At 70.8% G+C, this 19,346-nt stretch carries 13 protein-coding genes; 3 read left to right on the top strand and 10 right to left on the bottom strand.

Going from position 1 to position 19,346, the window contains the following annotated elements; translation table 11 throughout:
* Window positions 1-27: 27 nt before the first annotated feature.
* Entirely contained in the window at window positions 28-1,014 is a 987-nt protein-coding gene (locus tag ACIBG6_RS01675; protein WP_399220467.1) for a helix-turn-helix transcriptional regulator, read from the bottom strand.
* Window positions 1,015-1,375: 361 nt separating this feature from the next.
* Here ACIBG6_RS01675 and ACIBG6_RS01670 point away from each other — a divergent pair, with 361 nt between their 5' ends.
* Both ACIBG6_RS01670 and ACIBG6_RS01665 read left to right on the top strand, forming a co-directional pair.
* Window positions 1,376-2,161, top strand: a complete 786-nt coding sequence (locus tag ACIBG6_RS01670; protein WP_399220466.1) for a BTAD domain-containing putative transcriptional regulator — start codon at window positions 1,376-1,378, stop codon at window positions 2,159-2,161.
* 80 nt (window positions 2,162-2,241) lie between these two features.
* Window positions 2,242-2,703, top strand: a complete 462-nt coding sequence (locus ACIBG6_RS01665) for a hypothetical protein (protein WP_399220465.1) — start codon at window positions 2,242-2,244, stop codon at window positions 2,701-2,703.
* Between the two features lie 28 nt (window positions 2,704-2,731).
* Here ACIBG6_RS01665 and ACIBG6_RS01660 read toward each other — a convergent pair whose 3' ends face one another.
* The 9 genes from ACIBG6_RS01660 to ACIBG6_RS01620 form a co-directional block, all read right to left on the bottom strand.
* Window positions 2,732-3,688 carry an LLM class flavin-dependent oxidoreductase gene (locus ACIBG6_RS01660; RefSeq protein WP_399220464.1) on the bottom strand — a complete coding sequence of 319 codons (957 nt, stop codon included), beginning with the start codon at window positions 3,686-3,688 and terminating at the stop codon, window positions 2,732-2,734.
* Between the two features lie 47 nt (window positions 3,689-3,735).
* The gene (gene lanM / locus ACIBG6_RS01655) at window positions 3,736-6,555 is read right to left on the bottom strand and encodes a type 2 lanthipeptide synthetase LanM (protein WP_399220463.1); all 2,820 of its coding nucleotides are present in this window, start codon (window positions 6,553-6,555) and stop codon (window positions 3,736-3,738) included.
* Window positions 6,552-8,717: a peptidase domain-containing ABC transporter gene (locus tag ACIBG6_RS01650; protein WP_399220462.1), complete on the bottom strand. Its 2,166-nt coding sequence runs from the start codon at window positions 8,715-8,717 to the stop codon at window positions 6,552-6,554. The genes lanM and ACIBG6_RS01650 overlap by 4 nt, the downstream gene beginning before the upstream one ends.
* Window positions 8,718-8,948: 231 nt before the next feature.
* Window positions 8,949-9,122 (bottom strand): class II lanthipeptide, LchA2/BrtA2 family, encoded by a 174-nt coding sequence (locus ACIBG6_RS01645; RefSeq protein WP_167346869.1) that lies wholly within the window; start codon window positions 9,120-9,122, stop codon window positions 8,949-8,951.
* Window positions 9,123-9,350: 228 nt separating this feature from the next.
* Window positions 9,351-10,088: an ABC transporter permease subunit gene (locus ACIBG6_RS01640; RefSeq protein ID WP_399220461.1), complete on the bottom strand. Its 738-nt coding sequence runs from the start codon at window positions 10,086-10,088 to the stop codon at window positions 9,351-9,353.
* Window positions 10,088-11,002 (bottom strand): ABC transporter ATP-binding protein, encoded by a 915-nt coding sequence (locus tag ACIBG6_RS01635; RefSeq protein ID WP_399220460.1) that lies wholly within the window; start codon window positions 11,000-11,002, stop codon window positions 10,088-10,090. The genes ACIBG6_RS01640 and ACIBG6_RS01635 overlap by 1 nt, the downstream gene beginning before the upstream one ends.
* Before the next feature lie 55 nt (window positions 11,003-11,057).
* Window positions 11,058-13,199, bottom strand: coding sequence for a peptidase domain-containing ABC transporter (locus ACIBG6_RS01630; protein ID WP_399220459.1), 2,142 nt, complete (start codon window positions 13,197-13,199; stop codon window positions 11,058-11,060).
* Window positions 13,199-16,165 carry a type 2 lanthipeptide synthetase LanM family protein gene (locus tag ACIBG6_RS01625; protein WP_399220458.1) on the bottom strand — a complete coding sequence of 989 codons (2,967 nt, stop codon included), beginning with the start codon at window positions 16,163-16,165 and terminating at the stop codon, window positions 13,199-13,201. The genes ACIBG6_RS01630 and ACIBG6_RS01625 overlap by 1 nt, the downstream gene beginning before the upstream one ends.
* A 101-nt stretch (window positions 16,166-16,266) precedes the next feature.
* A complete protein-coding gene (locus tag ACIBG6_RS01620) occupies window positions 16,267-16,437 on the bottom strand; it encodes a plantaricin C family lantibiotic (RefSeq protein WP_017237622.1) in 171 nt (56 codons plus the stop codon).
* A gap of 670 nt (window positions 16,438-17,107) precedes the next feature.
* Here ACIBG6_RS01620 and ACIBG6_RS01615 point away from each other — a divergent pair.
* Window positions 17,108-18,475, top strand: coding sequence for a pyridoxal phosphate-dependent decarboxylase family protein (locus ACIBG6_RS01615; RefSeq protein WP_399220457.1), 1,368 nt, complete (start codon window positions 17,108-17,110; stop codon window positions 18,473-18,475).
* Window positions 18,476-19,346 lie beyond the last annotated feature (871 nt).

Raw genomic sequence — 19,346 nt, 5'->3', positions numbered from 1 at the left:
CGCCCCGGCTGTCAGACCCGCCGACTGTCAGACCCACCCTCGTTCTCGGGCCCGCAACGCCGCATGGGCGCGGTTCTCCGCACCGAGGAGCCGCATCAGCTCCGATATGTGGCGGCGGTAGGTACGCAGTGCGGTGCCCACCTGGCGGGCGCCGGTCTCGTCCTTGCCGACCGTGCACATCGCCCGCAGCACCTGTACTTGCAGATCGGTCAGTTCGGTGTCGCCCGACGAGTCGTCCCCCTGCCCGACCAAGTCGGTGAACTCCTCGGCCCCCGCCCACAGACGCTCGAAATTGTTGACGACGGTGGTGACGATCCCCTCCTCGCTCGAGCAGAGGGCGCCCTTGGAGGTGTTCTTCGGGTCCACCGGCACCAGCGTGGTGTGGTGGTCGTACACGATCATCAGCTCGCTCAGGTCCTCGACCACCCGGATCCGGGCCCCGGCGGCGGTCAGTTCCTGGAGGTAGGCCCGCGTGGTGTCGTCCGCCACCGCGGAGGCGCGGACCAGGTTGCGCAGGACGACGCCACGGCGCAGGCAGCGCAGGTCGAGCGGGCGGGAGTGCTTGATGTTCTCCAGGGTGAGCGCGTCGTAGGGCTCGGAGGCCAGAACCTCCGTACGGGCGAAGAACGCCAGTTCGTCCAGACGTTCGCGGATGGCCGATAACCCCATCAGCCGTTCCACCGGGGCGTGTTCGGAGTTCGGACCCTGGTCGCGCGCGTCGCGCGTCAGGGAGTCCACGATGGGTTTCAGGTCGGACAGCGTGCGGATGGTGCTGTAGAACTCCTCCAGGCGCTGCTGGGCCAGCCGGTTGACCACCAGGTCCGGCTTGTGCGGCCACGCCTTGCCGTCGTCCTCGCGGATGACGTGCAGTTCCCGCAGCCGACGCACCGCCGCGTCCAAGGTGAGGGGTTCCTGCCTCAACAGGACGTGCACCTCGTCGAGTTCGACGCCGGGGTTGCGCAGCAGGTGCCGGTAGAGCTCCTCTTCCGCCGCAGTGAGACCAAGAACCGCCATGTGGTGCACGAGCAAGAGGCACTCCCGTGGGAGAGGACATCGGGAAGGATCCGGCCGGCGTGTGCTGCAGGAATTGTAGAAGGGAGGTGCCCGAAGGGTAAAGGTTTCCCCAGGAGCCCCTGGTGACTCGGCAGTAGGATCTTCGGTGCTGGAGCGATCAGGCCGGATCCTGCACCGGGTTGGCCGTATCTGGCCAACAGGCCTTGTTCCTCACCGTCTTGGGCGCTGCCATATTCGGTCGTGAGGGAGGTGTGGTGCTGACCACACGACGCGAGGGGGGACACGATGCCGCCGCCGGCGGCCCCTGCGGCCCGGGGCCGGTACCTGCCTCAGCACTTCACACGAGAGGTGGCAGAGCCAGATGCTTTTCCGACTGCTGGGGCCTGTGAGGATCGCGGGCGGTGCCGAGACGCAGTCGGCAGCCCGCCGCGCGCTGCTCACCGCGCTGCTCCTGCGCCGGGGACAGTTCGTCGGCATGGGCGAGCTGACCGAGCTGTTGTGGGACGACCCGCCGAGCTCGGCAGTGGCCAACATCAGGAGCCACCTCACCGGGCTCCGCCGCGGCCTGGACTCCGCGCAGCCGGGACTGAGCAAGCGGCTGACCACCAGCCGCGGCGCGGAGACCGGGTACGCCCTCGGCGTCGACGCGGACGAACTCGATCTGTCCTGCTTCCTGAAGCTCGCCCGGCAGGGCAAGGAACTGCTCGCCGCGGGCGACCACCGGGCCGCGGTCAGCCACCTGGACGAGGCCCTCGCCCTCTGGCGCGGCCCGTTCGGCCTACGGCTTCCGGCCACCCGGTGGTTCCACGCGCATACTGTGGGCCTCAGCAACACCCGCTTCGAGGCCTGCCAGGACTTCTTCACCGCCTGCCTGCTGACCCATCGGACCGAGATGCTGTCGTACCGCATCGAGACCGTCCTGGCCGAGGCCCCTTACCGGCAGCGGCTGTGGCAGTTACTCGCCGCCACCTACTGCGCGCAGGGCGACGTGGCCGGCGCGCTGGGCGTGATCGAGCGATGTCGGACCGTCTTCGCCGACGAGCTGGGCCTGGACGTCCCTCCCGGCGTCGAGGCCATCCGGGCCGCCGCGCTCACCTGGGACACAGAGCGGGCGCACCGCCTGGTGGCCGAGATGGCGCGCCAGTGACGGCGGGCACCCGGTCGGCCGGGGGTCGGGTCCGACGGCGACTTCGGTCGCTCGCGATAGGGGAACTGGTCAACGTCCCGTTGCAGACGGCCGTCTGGTTCGGCGTGGTCGGCGTGCCGGCGACGGCCGCCAACCTCTTCGGGTTCGCACTGGTCACGCTGCTCCTGCTGGAGGGCGCCGCGTACTGGACGGTCAAGCTTCGAGCCCTGTCCACCGGTAGCGGCGCGCCGCTACCCGGGGCGGCGGTGTTCGCCGCCGCTCGGGTGGTCAACCTGGTGCTGCTCGGGCTCGGCGTGCCGCTCACCGTTCTCGCGGTGACCGATGCCCCCGGGACCGGGAGCATCCCAGGCCTGCTCTTCACGCTCTTCGCCGTCCTGGAGCACGTCAACTATTTTCATACCCAGCTGATGTACGACACTCCCGAGGACCGGCGCAGCCGCCGCAGGAACGGGCGGCGTCGGGCACATCTGGCCCGTGACCTGGAGCGGGCCCGGAAGCTCGAGACCGGGCGACCATCCGCCGATGAGCTCCGTCGCTCCTGACGTCTCAGGCGCACCGTGACCGGCCCGGTCACGGTGCGGCCTTGAGAATCTCGTAGAGGTCGGACGCGGCGGCCCGGGGTCCGTGCACCGCGCCGACCCCGGTGACGTTGAGGACCACCTCGTCCACGCCGAGCGCCCGGTAGGCGTCCAGCCGCTGGTGGATCTCCTCGGCCGTCCCGTAGAGGAAGATCCCGCCGTCCACCAGGGCCCGGACGTCGTCGGGCCCGCCGTCGCCGGTGATCCGGATGCCGGCCCGCCGCAGGACGGCCTGGTAGTGGGGGAACTGGATGTGCCCCCCGCAGGTCGCCCGCAGCAGTTTCGCCATGTCCCGGTCGGGGCCGGCCAGTGCCACCGGAACGTAGGCGGTGACCTTGACCGGCTGCTCCGGACGCCGCTCCTTCGCGCTCCGCAGAGCCGGGATCAGGAACTCCTCGAGGTACGCCGCCGAGGCCATCCAGGTGATGGCCACGTCGGCGAGTTCTCCCGCGAGTCCGGCCATCCGCTCCCGCAGGACGCCAAGGCCCAACGACACCTCCGGCTTGTGGAACGGCATGAGCTGCGCCTTGGCGGAGAAGATCTCCCCCTCGCGGTCGCTGATCCCGCCGTCCAGCAGGTCCCGGACGATGGTGACGTACTCCCGGCAGGCGGTGAGCTGACTGGGGTAGGGCCGTCCCATGGCGCAGGTCTGCGCGGCGAGCGAGCCCGGACCGTAGCCGGCCACCACCTCGTGCCCGGTGGCCAGCGCTGCGGACCGTGCCTCGATCGCCGCGTTGTACGGCGAGCGGTAGGGCATCAGCGACACCCCGAACCCGGCGGGCACCCTGATTCCGGAGCCGGCCAACCAGCTCACGATCTGATGGCTGTCCAGAACGAGACCCTGGCCCTGCCACAGCCGGGCCGCGCCACCCCATTTGACGAGATTGGCGAAGGGGATCACCTGCTCGGGGCGGGTGGCGTTGACGGGGAGGAGGATCGAGTGCCGCATCCCGGCAGCCCTTTCGACGAGTGGTGGAGCGGATGACAGGCGGGCGGTCAGCTCCGGGAAGGCGCGGACAGTTCCAGCGGGAGGCGCAGACCGGCCGGGTCCGCGCCGCTGAGCAGGGCATCGACCATCAGGTCGGTGTCTCCCACGCCGGCCCAGCCGAGCATGTAGCCGATCAGTGAGGTCCGGCCGGCCGCGCCGGTGAAGTAGCCGTCCTCGCGGATCCGGTCGAGGACCTCGGTCTGATGGGCGACGGCCCGCTCGAACAGGTCCGCGCGTCCCAGGGTGCGGCCCGCGCCGATCAGGCACTGGACGACGCCGCTGCTGCCGTGGCAGACGGAGAGGTCCACCGCGCGGCCGGGCGCCAGGGCGGTCGCCCGGCCGACCAGATCGGCCAGCCGGGACTCGGTCAGCCAGTCCTCCCGGCCCGCCGCGGCGAGGATCTCCGAGCCGGCCAGCAGGAGGCCGGCAGCACCCTTGCACCAGCCGTGCTCCGCCGGGACGCCGTCCCGCTCCCAGCGGCCGATCAGCCAGTCCGCCGCCTCCTTGGCGGTGCGCTCAAGGCCGAGAACGGATCCGGTCCGGGCCGCCGCCCAGCGCAGTCCCAGTTCGCCGTGGGCCAGGTCCGACCAGTGGGTGTCCCGCTCCCTGCCCAGGTGGGACAGGGTCAGGTCGGTGAGCCGCTCGACCGTCGTGGCGTCGGCGGGGAAGGAGGAGCCGTCGCGGCGGAGACGGTCGAGCAGGACCATCAGCAGCCCGGCCGGGCCGTTGGAGAGGTCGGTCTCAAGCACGCCTTCCGCCGCGCGGTCCTGGAGGGCCTGGAGCAGGCCGGCCAGCCGGGCGGACGCGGTCTCCGGGTCCTCGGGGCGGACCAGCAGAAGCGAGGCGGCCCCCGTGAACACCGACTCGGGGCGCTGCAGCAGCGCCTCGCCGTACTCGGCGAGCAGGGTGGTGAGCCCCCGGTCGGCGCTGCCGGCCGGACCGGCCAGGCTCTCGTCGCGGGCGGCGGCGCGGTTGAGGAAGGAGACCACGCCGGCCGAGTCGTGGAAGGAGACGAAGTTGCCCGGGGTGATGGTGGAGGCGTCGCGGTCCGGGCCGATGCCGCCGACCCATCCGCACTCCTCCCGCCCGTCGGGAGCGGTGACCGGCACCCGCACCTCGGCGATCCGGCCGGCGATCGCCCGCCACCAGTCACCGGGGCGGGCACCGGCCAGCAGCTGCCCGCCGAAGACCCCGGAGGCCGAGAGCCCGCCGGGCGTGTCCTCGCCGCACAGCTCGCCGAAGCACTCCTCAAGGAGGAAGTGGTGGTAGGCATCGGTGCGGGCCGCGTTGTGGGCGACGCCGCGCCGGGCGAAGTCCAGCGCGGTCGCCGAATACACCCCGGGTGTCGACCCGTTGACCGTGCCGAGCGCGTCGGAGTCGCCCCGGGTGACGAAGTACGGCACGTTGCCGCCGTGCAGCGAGGCGCGCTCCGCGTCCGCCGCGAAGCGCTCCGCCTCCGGGGAAAGGTAGTCCTGGTGCATCTTCAGGAGTCCGAACAGCCGCTCGGCCTCCTTGGGGTCCACCAGGTACTTCGGGTGGGTGGAAGCGTCGATGAAGCGACCGTAGATCATGGTGGAGCGCAGCAGCAGCCGCACCGGCACCCCGGGGTGGGCCTCCAGGACGCGGGTGACGGCACCGTCCCGCAGAGCCGTCAGGGCCGCACGGCAGCCGGCCAGGATGGCGTCGAACCACTCGGTGGCGATCAGGTGCGTCTCGCCCAGCCGGGGCACGTTGTCGCCCTGCCGGTAGTTGAAAGGCTCCCGTGACACCGCGATGGCGTCCGTTCCCGGGTCGCGGATCACGGCGCTGGTCATGGACGACGGCTGGTCGCCCGCCACCCCGACGCCCGCCATGATGAAGTCGACCGGCGAGGTCGGGTTCACCATCGGCACCAGCATCGTGGAGGCGACGGACAGCTTGGTGTGGTTCATCAGCGCGTCGGGGAGCGACTCGTCGCCCACCCCGGCGTCCGGCCGGAGCATGGTCTCGGTGTCGATGACGCACGGGTGCTCGCCGCAGGCCAGCAGGTTCTCGTCGTGCAGGTCGGTGGCACCGATGGAGCCGAACAGCACCGCCAGCGCGCCGATCCGGTAGAAGTAGCGGCCGGGCTGGTCCGCCTGCTCCATGGCGGCCGGCACGGTGAACTCCTGCCAGCCGTGCGTGCCCACGGTGAACGACCGGGGGACGCAGCGGGACAGCGGGTGCTCCAGGTACGGGGCGACCGCCCGGTACAGGTCGCGGACGAAGTCGTCCGCGGTGAGCGGCCGCGGCTTGAACACCAGCCGGGTTCCGTTGGCCAGGTGGAGGATGTGTACCTGACGGTTGTCGTTGTGCAGGTCGGAACCGCTGGGCGAGATCGCGGACAGCAGCCGGCCGTCGTCGCCCGGCTCGCCGAGCAGTCCGGCCTCCGCAAGCAGCGGGTGGTCGTCGGCGAAGGCGGTGAGGAACTCGCGGTAGGCGTCCAGGGAGTGGGACAGCATCGTGGTCAGTCGCCGCCGCAGCACCGGGTACTTCTCAAGGAGGGCGTCCGGGGCGCCGGGCTCCTCCAGACGGGCCGTGAAGCGGCGCAGGGCGGTGTCGCCGCCGGACTCCATCGGCAGGCCCAGCTGCTCGCGGAAGGTGTGGAACTCGCCGATGAGTATCCGGTAGGACTGCGTCTCCACCGTTTTCAGCAGGGCCTCGTGGGCCTGGTCCAGCACGCTGTCGCGGCGGTCCGGGACGGCGGCCCGCAGCAACGGCTCGCGCAGCTCCTTCTCGACCGCGGACCGGGGGACCACATGGGAGTAGAAGGGGAGGAAGGCCTCGATGGCCACCATGCTCTCGCTCATGCCCCGGCACCTTCCACCAGCAGTTCGGCCGTCAGGCCGGCCCCATCGGCTGTCGCCGCGTACAGGTCCCGGTACACGCTGCCTCCGTCCATGAGTTCTGAATGTGTTCCTTGCTCGACGATCCGTCCCTGGTCGAACACGTAGATGAGGTCGGCGGACTCGATCGTCGACAGGCGGTGCGCGATGACGATCTGGGTGGCGCCGATTCCCTCGATCAGCCGGGTCACCCGGCGTTCGTTGACCGTGTCCAGGGAGGCAGTGGCCTCGTCCATGACGAGGATGGACGGCCGTTGCAGGAGGGTGCGCACGATCGCCAGCCGCTGCCGCTGCCCCCCGGAGAAGTTGGAGCCCATCTCGGCGACCAGGGTCTGCAGACCCATCGGCAGGTCGTCGAGGAAGTCCAGGATGCCGGCCTCGCGGCAGAACTCCCGGACGGTCTCCTCGGGGATGTCCTGGCCCAGGGTGAGGTTCTCCAGGATCGACCGGTTGTGCAGGTGGACCTCCTGCGGGATGTAGCCGATCACTCGGCGCAGGGAGTCCCGGTCGTACTCGCCGGCGTCCCGGCCGCCGAAGCGGACCGCGCCGGAGGTGGGTTCGTGCAGGCCGCAGACGATGCGGGCCAGGGTGCTCTTGCCCGACCCGGAGGCGCCCACCAGGGCGACCCGGGCGCCGGCCGGGATGTCCATGGTGACGTCGCGGACCACCGGTTCGCTGTGCCGGGTGTAGCGGAAGGACACCTGGTCCAGTTGGACGGAGGCGGACGCCAGCTCCTTGCGGTCGCCGCCGGGCCCCTCGGGCTCGGTGCGGGTGATGTCGCTCAGGCGGGACATGTAGCGGCTGGTCTCGGTGAACTCCGCGTACGCCTGGAACACCGAGGTGGAGATCGCGAAGTAGGTGGCGGCGACGGTCTGCACCGCGATCGCCCCGCCGATGCTGATGGTTCCCCGGCCGACGAAGTAGAGGCTGGCGAGCAGCAGCAGCAGCGGCCCGAACATCTGGATGGTGGCCGCCACACCGGTCACCTGGCCCTGCTGCAGCCGCATCCGCGCTTTCATCGCGTCGAGGGAGGCGGCGTAGGTCTCGCGCCAGGTGTCCAGGTACTGGTCGGCGTAGCCCCCCATCTTGATGGTCGGGATGGAGACGATGGCGTCCAGCTGCAGCGACTGGCTCCTGCCCAGGTGGGTGATCTCCATGTCGACCGCCTCGAGCACCCGCAGTCGGGTGGCGGCCAGATAGCCGGCGTTGGCGAGCACCAGGGCGAGCGCCATCAGCCCGAGCCGCCATTCCACGTGCAGCAGGTAGCCGCTGACGCAGACCATGGTGCCGACGTCCAGCACGCCCTGGGCGACCCGGGAGGAGAGCATGTCGCGGACGGCGTTGACGCTGCCGAGCCGGAAGAGCAGCTCGCCGGGCTGACGGGTGGTGAAGAACCGGTACGGCAGCAACAGCAGCCGGGTGAAGGCGTGATCCATCAGGTGCCGCCCGACCACCGACACCAGCGAGGACAGCAGCAGGATCCTCAGGAGATGCAGCAGGTAGTAGCCGACGGCGGCGCCGACCACCATGCCGATGACCCACAGATGGTCGCCGAGCTCCGTCCAGCCGGAGAACCGGTCCACGGACCATTCGGTGAGCAGCGGGATCCCAAGCACCGAGGCGTAGGCGGCCAGCGACAGCGCGCCGACACCGGCCATCCGGCGCCCCGCGCCCTCGGGCAGCAGGGGCATCGTCCGCCAGTCGGCGAAGGGCCGGCGGCGGAGCCGGCGGAACGCGGGCCCGGGCTCGGCGGTGAGGACCACGCCGCTGAAGTGCTGGGCGAGTTCGTCGGAGGTCATCCGGCGGCGGCCGACGGCGGGGTCCATGACGACGGCCTGATCGCCGTCGAAGCTCTCCAGGACCACGAAGTGGTGATCGTCCCAGAAAAGGATCACGGGCGAGTCGAACCGGGTGAGCGCTGCGACGCTCCGGGCGCTCAGCAGCCGGCTCCGCATGCCGCGGGACTCCAGGAACCGCGCGAGCTGCCGGGCGCTCAGGCCGTCCCGTCCCGCGTCCATGTCCTCGCGGACCTCGGAGAGGCCTTCGTCCCGCCCGTAGTAGCGGAGCAGGGACACGCAGCAGCACAGACCGCACTCGGTCTGGGCGACCTGGGTGACGGCCGGCACGCGTCGCGCGGTCCGACGTGATTCCGGGCGAGCGCCCATGGCTACCGCACCTCCGGGTTGTGGGACGTCGGGCAAGGAGAGGGGCTTGCGTTGACGGGGCGTCGGACGGGGCGGGAGGCCGGGAAGCCCGGCGCGGGTCGGACCTCGGTCCGGCCCACCCCCACCCCGTCCGTCGTGACCGACGCGGCGGTCCGGTTCAGCGGGCCGCGCGTGTCAGAGCCGTCAAGGGCTTCAGCACTGGCTGGTGCACTTGGTGGTCGGGCAGGCGGAGGCGGACACCAGGGTCGCCACGGCGGTGACGATGGCGCAGCTCCAGGTCGTACCGCCGTACACGTCCGCCTCGCCCATCTCGACGAGCTCGAACTCGTCGTAGCCGCCGAGGACGTCGGCCTGCATCTTCTCCATGGTCTTCTCCTTTTCGGTTTCTCCCGACACGCGCCCGGAACTCGTATGGCGAAATACGGAACGCGTACCCTCCGCCTTCGGAGGACGCCTCCCAGTCTGTCCGCCCCCAATTCGTCGAACGCATAGACCTGGCGCCTTTGTACGCACACGCTGAAATGCACCGGAAAATGCTCCGGGCCCCCACGCATTCGCATGGGGGCCCATTCACGGGGTGTGAGGTACGTCGACTCAGACGTCCCGCCGCACCGTCTTCCAATGTCCGAGGGCCACCGCCCCCACCGTCCACACGGTGAGCACGCCAAGACCGGACCACGCTCCCAGCACCTCGTCGCCCCCCGAGCCGCGCAGCACCATGCCTCCCGCCACATCCGGCAGGAACCGTGCCACCTCCCCGACCCCCGGTATGTTGCTCAGGATCGTGGAGAGCATGAAGAACAGCGGAAGCAGAATGGACAGCGCCGCCGCCCCCGACCGCAGCAGCGTCGCCACCCCCATGGAGAACGCCACCAGCAGCACGGTGTAGAGCACGGCCCCCGCCACATGCCCCGCCGTGGTGAGTCCCGTCGGCGCCCGGTGCTCTCCGATGCCGCTCTGCACGATCAGGAAGGCCGGCACCACGCCCACCACCGCCAGCACCCCGCTGACCAGGCTGACAAGACCCACCTTGGCGTAGTAGAACCGGGCCCGGTCGGGGACGGCCAGCAGACTGCTCCTGATCGACCCCGACGCGTACTCGCCCGTCACCGCGAGAATCCCCATGATCACCAGAACGATCATCCCGAGCGGTACGGCCGACAGGCCGAGCCCGACCGGGTCGAACCCCGGCGCCGTCAGCTGCCTTTCTCCGGGAACCATCCCGTAGACGAAGGCCAGTCCGATCATCAGGACGAGATAAACCGCCGGGGACCATTTCGGGGACCGCAGCGTCGTCAATTTGACCCATTCCGCGGCCACGGCGTGCTTCATCAGAGCCCTCCCATCGAAGCCCGGTATTCAGCGTGTTCCTGGGTCAGCTTCATAAACGCCTCCTCCAGCGAACCGGCGGAAGCGGTCAGCTCGAGAACGGCGATGTTCTCCGCGCTCGCGACAAGTCCGACCTTCTCCACGGACGCCCCGCTCACCGCCAGCGTCGCGTCGTCCTGCCGTACGGATTCGATGCCCTGCTCCCGCAGTGCCCGCCGCATCCCCTCCGGATCGGCCACCCGGGCCAACACGGTCCTGTCCGAGTGCGCGGCGATGAACGCGTCCACGGGGGTGTCCGCGAGCAGCCGGCCCCGGGCGACGACCACCAGATGGTCGGCGGTCACCGCCATCTCGTTCATCAGGTGGGAGGAGACCAGCACCGTCCGCCCCTCCGCGGCCAGCCCCCGCATCAGCTCCCGGATCCACCGGACACCCTCGGGGTCGAGCCCGTTGACCGGCTCGTCGAACAGCAACACCTCGGGGTCGCCGAGCAGCGCCGCCGCGACGCCGAGCCGCTGCCCCATGCCGAGGGAGAATCCGCGCACCCTCTGCCGGGCCACCGCGAGCAGGCCGACCCGGTCCAGGACCTCGTCGGCCCGGGTGGCGGGCAGGCCGTGGGAGGCGGCCAGCACCCGCAGGTGGTTCCGGGCGCTGCGGCCCGGGTGCACGGCCCTGGTGTCGAGCAGCGCTCCCACCCGGGTCAGCGGGCGCGCCAGGGTCCGGTAGGGGACGCCGAAGACGGTGGCCCGGCCCGCGGTGGGCTCGTCCAGACCGAGGATCATGCGCAGGGTGGTGGACTTGCCGGCGCCGTTGGGGCCGAGGAATCCGGTGACCTTCCCCGGGGTCACGGAGAACGACAGACCGTCGACGGCGACCTTCGCGCCGTACCGTTTGGTGAGGTTCTCGACCTCGATCATCACAGCACCTCTCGTCCATGAACAGTCGCGACCGGACGGCCATGCCCACCGGCCCTCATACGGCCCCCGCCATCGGCTCCGCGTACAGCCCCGCGTACACCCCGCCCAGGGCCAGCAACTCCTCGTGCGTCCCCCGCTCCACGATCCGGCCGCGGTCCAGGACGTGGATCAGGTCCGCGTCCTGGATCGTCGCCAGCCGGTGCGCGATGACGATCTGCGTGGCGCCGGTCTCCGCGATGATCCGGGAGACCCGCCGCTCGTTGGCGGTGTCCAGCGAGGCGGTCGCCTCGTCCAGGACGATGACCCGCGGCCGCTGCAGCAGTGTCCGCACGATGGCCAGCCGCTGCCGCTGCCCGCCGGAGAAGTTGGAGCCCATCTCGGACACCAGGGTCCGCAGCCCCATCGGCAGTTCCTCGACGAAGTCGAGGATTCCCACGGCCGCGCAGTACTCCCGGACCGTGGCCTCGTCGATGTCCTGGCCCAGGGTCAGGTTCTCGAGGATGGTCCGGTTGTGCAGGTGCACCTCCTGCGGGACGTACCCGATCTGCCCGCGCAGGAAGTCGGTCCGGTAGGCGCTCATGGGGTGGCCGCAGAACTCCACCGCCCCTCCGGTCGGCTGGTGGAGCCCGCAGACGACGCGCCCGACGGTGGACTTGCCCGAACCCGACGCGCCGACGAACGCCACCTTCGCGCCGGCCGGGATCTCCAGCGACAGGTCCTCCAGCACCGGCCTGCTGTGCCGGGTGTAGCGGAACGACACCTCCCTCAGCCGTATCGAGGTGTCGTGGAGTTCCGTGAGGGGCCCGCCCTCCGGCTCGCTCTCGTGCGCCGTGATGTCGCTCAGCCTGCTCACGTAGCGGGAGGTCTCGGTGATCTCCGTCAGCATCTGGAAGACGGACGTGCTCAGGGCGAAGAAGGTGCCCGCGACGGCCTGCACGGCGATGGCCGAGCCGATGGTCACCGTCCCCCGCGACACGAAGTGCAGGCCGGCGAGCAGCAGCGCCAGCGGGCCGAACATCTGCGTGGTGGCGGCGATTCCGGAGATCCAGCCCTGCTGGATCCGCATCCGGGTGCGCATCGCGTCCAGCGAGGCGCTGTAGGTCGCCTCCCATTCGTCGGCGAACCGGCCGGCGTAGCCGCCCATCTTGATGGTGGGGACGGACACGATGGCGTCGAGCTGCGTGGACTGGGAGCGGGAGAGCAGCGCGAGCTCGGTGTCCGTCACTTCTTTCACCCGGTGCCGGCTCAGCCACAGGAAGCCGCCGTTCAGCAGGAACAGCGCGAGCGCCAGCAAGCCGATGCGCCACTCGGTGACGAACAGGTAGACGCCGATGCAGGCCAGGGTCCCCACGTCCAGGACGCCCTGGGCGATCCGCGAGGAGAGCAGGTCCCGGACGCTGTTGACGGTGTTCAGGCGGAACAGCAGCTCGCCGGGCTGCCGGGTGGCGAAGAACTTGAAGGGCAGGGAGAGCAGTCTCCTGAAGACATGGCTCATCAGATGATGGCCCGTCACGGCGATCAGCCCCGCCAGCGCGGCGGTGCGCAGCATCCACAGCAGCAGGTAGCCGATCGCGGCCGCCGCCACCGCCCCCGCGATCACCCCCGTCTGGGACAGGTCGCTCCAGGCGTCGTCCCGGTCGACGGCCCATTTGGTCAGCGCCGGTATGCCCAGCACCGCCGCGTAGGAGCCCAGCGACAGGACGGCGACCAGGGCGATCCGGCGGCCTGCCCGGGCCGGGACCAGCGGCAGCGACCGCCAGTGCCGGAAAGCGGGGAGGGACTGCCGGGTGAAGCCCGGGCCGGGGGAGGCCGCGATCACCACGTGGGAGAAGCCGGCCTCCAGCTCGTCGCGGGTGAGGCGCTTGCGGCCCACGGCCGGGTCCATCACCCAGGCCGTCGTGCCGTCGAAGCGCTCCAGGACCAGGAAGTGGTAGTCCTCCCAGAAGAGGATCACCGGCTCGGTGAAGCCCCGCAGGGCCTCCACGCTCCGGGCCCTGAACGCCTTGACCTCCATGCCCCTCGAACGAAGGAAGTCCGCGAGCTGCTTGGCACCGAGACCGTCCCGGCCGGCCTCCAGGTCCTCCCGCACGGTCCGGAAGTCCTCGGTGCGCCCGTGGTACGCCATCACCGCGACGCAGCAGCACAGCCCGCACTCCGTCTGGGTGACCTGGGTGACGGAGGGAACCCGGAGGCCCATCAGAGAGCTCCGTGCCAGATCGGCGACACCCGGGGCCGCGCGTCGTCGAGGCGGCCGAGCAGGTGCAGCAGCACACCCGAGGAGCCCACCATGGCGCTGTCGGTGTGCGCGTAGCGGGAGCCGGTGTCGGCGAGCTTCTCCGCGACCACGTCAGGTCCCAGCCGGCGCGCCTCGACGGCGGCGGCCCGCTCCGACAGCTCCTGGTCGTCGCCGGCGATCCGGCGGACCACGTCGATGTTGCCGAGGTCGCCGTGGCACCAGGTGAGGTTGCGTCCGAAGCCCTGCCGGAAGGTGTTGTCGAGGGCCGCCTCCAGGCGCTCGGCGGCCCGTTCGTCCGCTGTCCGGGCGGTCACGGCGGACAGCGCCATGGCGATGCCGGCGGCGCCGTGGCACCAGCCGGTCGAGAACCGGCCCGGGAAGGCGGAGTTGGTGGACCAGTTCCGCTCCTGGGGCACGTAGAAGGACTCCAGGCGGTCCGTCAGGACGCCGATGGCGGCGTCGACGCGGTGTCCGGGGTGGTCGGGGTGGTCGGGGTGGTCGGGGTGGTCGGGCAGCGTGGCGAGGGCGTGCAGGACTCCCGCGACGCCGTGCGCGAAGCCCGACTGCTCCCACCAGGAGCCCGACGGATCCTCCACATGGCCCAGCAGCCGGCCGGTGAGCCCGTCCAGGGCGTCGAGGCTGTGGTCGCCGCCGATCGAGGCGATCATCGTGGCGATGCCGGAGATCCCGGAGATCACCTCCGGGGTGTTCTCGGGGCCGAGCTGCTCCACGACCAGTGGCACGGCGTCCTGTGCCGCCTTGACCCAGCCCGGCTCCCGCAGGATTCGCCCGGCCTCGCACAGGGCGAACAGCAGGCCGGTGGTTCCGGTGTAGGCGCCGGCTCCGCTCTGCCGGATGCTGCGCAGCTCGTAGACGCCGTCGGTGAGGATGCCGGCGCTGCGCTCGAAGACCTGGCGTGCCACCCGCTCGTAGCGTTCGTCGCCGAAGTGGGCCGCGGCCGCGGCCAGGGCAAGCGCGGGGCCGGTGCGTCCGGTGTACAGGTCGTACCCCAGCACGCCGGAGGGCCACGGCCGGGCGGCCTGCGCGGACGCCAGCGGGCCGATCCAGGTGGCGGGGAGATGACCGTACTGGTCGGGGAGGCTGCCCGCGGTCAGGGAGTCGGCCAGCGACCGGGCGAGCCGCTCCAGGCCGGTGCGCTCTCCGGTGGAGGCCCGGCCGTTCCAGGCGGTCCCGCCGGAGAGGTGGTTGTCGGGGAAGCGGGAGCAGAAGGCCGAGTGGAGCAGCCGTAGCTGCCGCCTCACCGCCTGCTCGTCGAGCGCCGCGGCCTTGGCCAGCGCACGGGAGAGCGGGGTGTGGTCGAGCCGGACGCCGGTGTCCTCGCCGTCGCAGTCGTGGACGGTGGTGCCGGTGGCGGGCACGGTGAAGTAGGGGACGTCGCGTTCGGCCATCTGCCGCAGTTCCGAGCCGACCAGCCTGCGGTCGGAGAACCGGGAGGGGATGGCGATCCTGTGGAGCAGGGCCTGGGCGAGCGCCGGGTCGGCCATCGCGGCGGCGGAGGCCGCCATCCGCAGGATCTGCGCGTACTGCGACGTCGGGTTGTGGATGTAGCGGAGGCGCATGGCCGGAGCGAGCCCCTCAAGCAGGGTGGTCCACCAGGAGGGCCGGCGCATCACCGCCTCGCAGACCTGCCGGAACCCGTCGGCCATCAGTCCGGCGAGCCCGTGGATCTCCTGTTCGGTGCTCTCCCGGACCACGGTGGAGCGCTGCTCGGACGGGCGGGCCTGGAGGTGCACCCGGATCCGGTCGGTGAAGGGGTGCTCGAAGACCATGGTCTTGAAGGGGGAGACGCCCTGGTTGTCGCCGCCGAGGAAGCCGAGGTCGACGTAGCCGGAGTCCTCGTTCTTGCCGGCCAGGACCAACGGGAGGATCCCGATGCCGTAGACGCTGCGGCCGATCTCGTCGTACGCGTTGCCCTCGGCCTCCGGGGTGGGGCCGGTGTGCACCCGGGAGGGGTGCAGCAGCGTCTCGAGGTCGATGGCCACCGGGCCCAGGCGGGTGGGCAGGATGTTCTCGAAGTGCATGTCCCGCGCGTCCAGCAGGTAGAACACGGCGGCCAACTGGCCGCAGGCCCGCATGAACGGCACGCTGAATCCGCCGATGTCCTCCTGTTCGACGTACTCGACGTACCCGTACCCGTCGCGCACCAGGGTGCGGGCGGCGGGCAGTGCGCAGTCGGCCTCCGCGTTGACGCGCTCGACGACGGTCTCGAAGGCCGCCTCGCACGAGACGTCTCGGGGCTTGTAGACCAGGCGGGCTCCCGAGGCGAACGTCAGGATGCTCACCGCCCTGCCGTGGGCGTGCGAGTCGCCGTCGGCCCCGCCGATGGACGACAGCGGGTCGCCGGGGGCGATGCGGGAGAACCGGAACACCTCGTCCCGGTCGGCGTGGAGGCGCCGGACCAGTTCGCGCGCGGCCTCGCGGGCGTTGCGCACCACGTGGCCGGCCGCGGAGCGGAGCACCGGGAACGGCTCCAGGGCGTCTCTCCACGCCCGGGTGACGAAGTCCTGGTAGCGCTCGTGCGGGGTCGCCCCCCGCAGCAGCCCGTCGGTGGAGGCCTTGTTGACCGCGGCGACCAATGTACGGGTCGCCACGTCGCGGAGCCGGGCCTCGGCCCGGCCGAGTACCTGGAGCGTAAAGGCGTCCAGGTCGGCGACGGCCTCCGTGAGGTCCTCAGGGAGGAGCCTGCCGGCAGCCGGCAGTGCCAGCTGCCGGATCACGCGCTGGAACGGATACTCCTCCGGCTCCAGCGACCAGGCGAGCGCGGCCGGCGAGGGGGCCTCTGGAGCGGCGTCGGACGGAGCCGAGAGCTTGACGTGGACGGCGGGCGCGAAAACGCCGAGGGGCTCGATGGTTTCGCGGATTTCGACGCTGTCGAGTTCTGGGTAAAGATTCGCGGGCGAGATCAATGCTCCGGCTCCCTGCGCGGAAGATGATAGATTGCCACGTTGCGCCGGGGGCGGGGAGCATGAGCCGCTCCCCGCCCCCGGTCCGTGCCCAGCCTTCGGGCTCAGTTGCAGTTGGGCTGGCACTCCTTGGTCAGCGTGCACCAGCCGCCCTGGTTGCCGAGGAAGTCGGACAGCGAGAACGTGTTGGTCGAACACGCGCCGTAGGCGACGCCGTCGAAGTCCTGCTCCGCGATCTCCTCGATGAGCGAGATGTCACCGTCGAAGTTGTTCATGTGAATTCACATCCAATCCGGCCGCATATATCCAATAGGCCATTCTGCGGAAAACCCTCGGCCCATGGCTCGTCGCCCGGCTGAGCGACGAGGGAAAGCTATGCGCGTCGATAGCCAGTCCACAACCCATCGGTTGCCTGACGGGTCACTGAAAAACGCTTCCGGTGATGCCACTGGAGTCCCCGATGACGCCGTTGAGCTGCGACTTCGATGCCATGTGGCCGAATCCTGCCAGGGTGCTGGCAACTTGGTGCAGTTCATTTCCCGGCGGATTCATGCGCGGCCGTATGCGCGAGCGGATGCACTGGATATGCGCGGCAAATAGGGGGCCGAATGCGATCGGCCAATTTCCGCTCGCGATACTCTCATGGCCGTAGATCATCTCCGTGGCACGGCCGGCCGGTCCGCGCCCGGCAGGCCATCAGGCATCACGTGCGCATAAGCCTGGTGCGTGATCCTCGGATGTCCCCTTCCAGGCGATTCAGTCCGCCCTCTACCCGGAACGTGCCGTAGAGCCTGACGCGCTCCGCCACCTTCGCCGCGATGTAAGGAGGCAGCGGATTCCGAGGGCGTGCGCCGGCCCGGACCTTGAGAGTCGGTTCCGCGCCGCTCCTGCCGTCCGACCGCGGTCGGCTTGCGGGGCGGCGCCGACGGTCGCATAGTCCGAGGTATGGACGCGCGTGAGGCGGCGCTCCGACAGGCGTACGACCATGCTGTCCGGTGGCTGGCGAGCCTGCCCGACCGCCGGATTCCCGCCCGCGCTTCGGTCGACGAGATCGTGAGCGCGCTCGGTGCCGAACTGCCTGCCGGCCCCAGCACGCCCGCCGACGTCGTCGACCTGCTGGCCACGGCCTGCGAGCCGGGGCTCACCGCCTTCCCCAGCGGCCGCTTCTACGGGTTCGTGGTGGGCGGCACCGAGCCGGCCGCGCTGGCTGCTGACTGGCTGGTCAGCGCCTGGGACCAGAATTGTGTGATGCGCACCGTCTCGCCCGCGTACGCGGCGGCGGAGGAGATCGCCGGTGCCTGGTTGCTCGATCTGCTCGGCCTGCCGAGGGACAGCTCCGTAGGCTTCACCACGGGTGCGACGATGGCGAACTTCACGTGCCTCGCAGCCGGGCGGGACACGGTGCTGCGGCGCACCGGCTGGAACGTCGCCCGCGACGGCCTCACGGGTGGCCCGCCCGTGCGTGTCGTCGCCGGCGAGTCCCGGCACATGGCCATCGACCTGGCCTTGCGCTACCTCGGGCTCGGTCGGCCCGACCTGGTGGCGGCGGACGATCAAGGACGCATCGAGCCCGAGGCCCTGCGGGAGGCGCTGACGGCCGGCGGACAGAGGCCCACGATCGTGATCCTCCAGGCCGGCGACATCCATTCCGGCGCCTTCGATCCCTTCGCCGCGAGCATCCGTGCGGCGCGCGAGGCAGACGCCTGGGTCCATGTCGACGGCGCGTTCGGACTGTGGGCAGCCGCCTCGCCGCGCTGCGCCCATCTGACGGCGGGCTGCGCGGACGCGGACTCCTGGGCGACGGACGCCCACAAGACGTTGAACGTCCCCTACGACTGCGGACTCGCGATCGTGCGCGACGCGTCCGCGGTCCGGGCAGCGATGGGCCAGCGTGGCGACTACCTCATCCAGCACGAGCAAGGCGACCCCATCGACAAGGTGCCCGAACTCTCGCGGCGTGGCAGAGCGTTCACCGTGTGGGCCGCCCTCAGGTCCCTCGGCCGATCAGGCGTCTCCGACCTCGTCGACCGGCTGTGTCGCCACGCCTCCGCGTTCGCCGCCGGCATCGCCGAGATCGACGGCGCGACCGTTCTCAACGAGATCGCGTTCACGCAGGTCTGCGCCGAGTTCGGCGGCGACGGACGCACCGACCGGGTCCTCGCCCGGCTGCTCGACGACGGCACGGCGTGGATCAGCGGCTCCACCTGGCACGGCAGACGCGTCATGCGGATCTCGGTGAGCAACTGGTCGACCACCGACGACGATGTGGTGCGCACGCTCGACGCGATCCGGCGCGCGGCCACCGGGGCCTGACGCCCGTCGAACCGCCCGTCGCGCGCCCCTGCACCAGGAGTCCCGGGACGGACGGAGTCCGGCTGCCCTCGGGGGCCCGCTTGTTCGCGCTGCTGAGCAACCCATCGGGCCGGGGAGGACAAGGGGCCGCGCTCCTAGGGGGCAGCGGAACCGCGCGCCCCGACCGCGCCCGCCGGGCGGGTGGCCCGCTCGATCGCCAGCAGCGGAGAGTCAGATTTTGCCAGGTTCTGTGCCGTCGAAGCCGCGGGGTGTCCCCGGTTCCTCACGCGGATTCATGACCATCAGGGAACACCGCTCCAGCGGCATGAGGCCGTAGACGCAGGCGGGGTACGCGGGGATCCATGGTGCATCTTCTCTCGTCCCCGTCACCCCATGGGCGGCTGTCGTCAGCTGGCCAGAAGACCCCTCTTCCGCAGGAGAGTGAAGCCGGCCCGGCCGAACATCTGGCGTTCGAGCATCTTGATCCGGTTGACGTCCTTCGACAACGCCGGAGTTCCAGGGCAGGGTGAGCCCGGCGATGACGGTATCTCGGTCCCGTTCGATGCCCGCGGCGAGGGTGTGGAGGCTGGGGAGGTCGTCGCGCCGGACGGCATCGAGCCACTGCGGCAGCCTTCCCTTGGCGCTCGGTGAGCATCTGGGCGAAGGAGCGGACGTGAGTGGTGCGCGGTGAAGTTCGCGGCGACCGGTGAGGCGGCGGCGGCCTGCGGCTGGCGCTATTCGGTGATCACGGGATGGCGTCCACAGGTGCTCTCGGGTCTGGACGCGCTGTCGGCTCAACGGCGGCCGTTGTCGGACCAGCTGGGCTGCCAGCCGACCCTCCTCGCGGCCGCCGCCGACGGGCCGGTTCCGTTCGGGGAACTGGTACAGGCGA

The organism is Streptomyces sp. NPDC050842 (genome assembly GCF_044456565.1).
In the GTDB taxonomy this organism is placed as follows: Bacteria; Actinomycetota; Actinomycetes; order Streptomycetales; family Streptomycetaceae; genus Streptomyces.
This window is presented reverse-complemented; position numbering and strand designations above follow the sequence as displayed.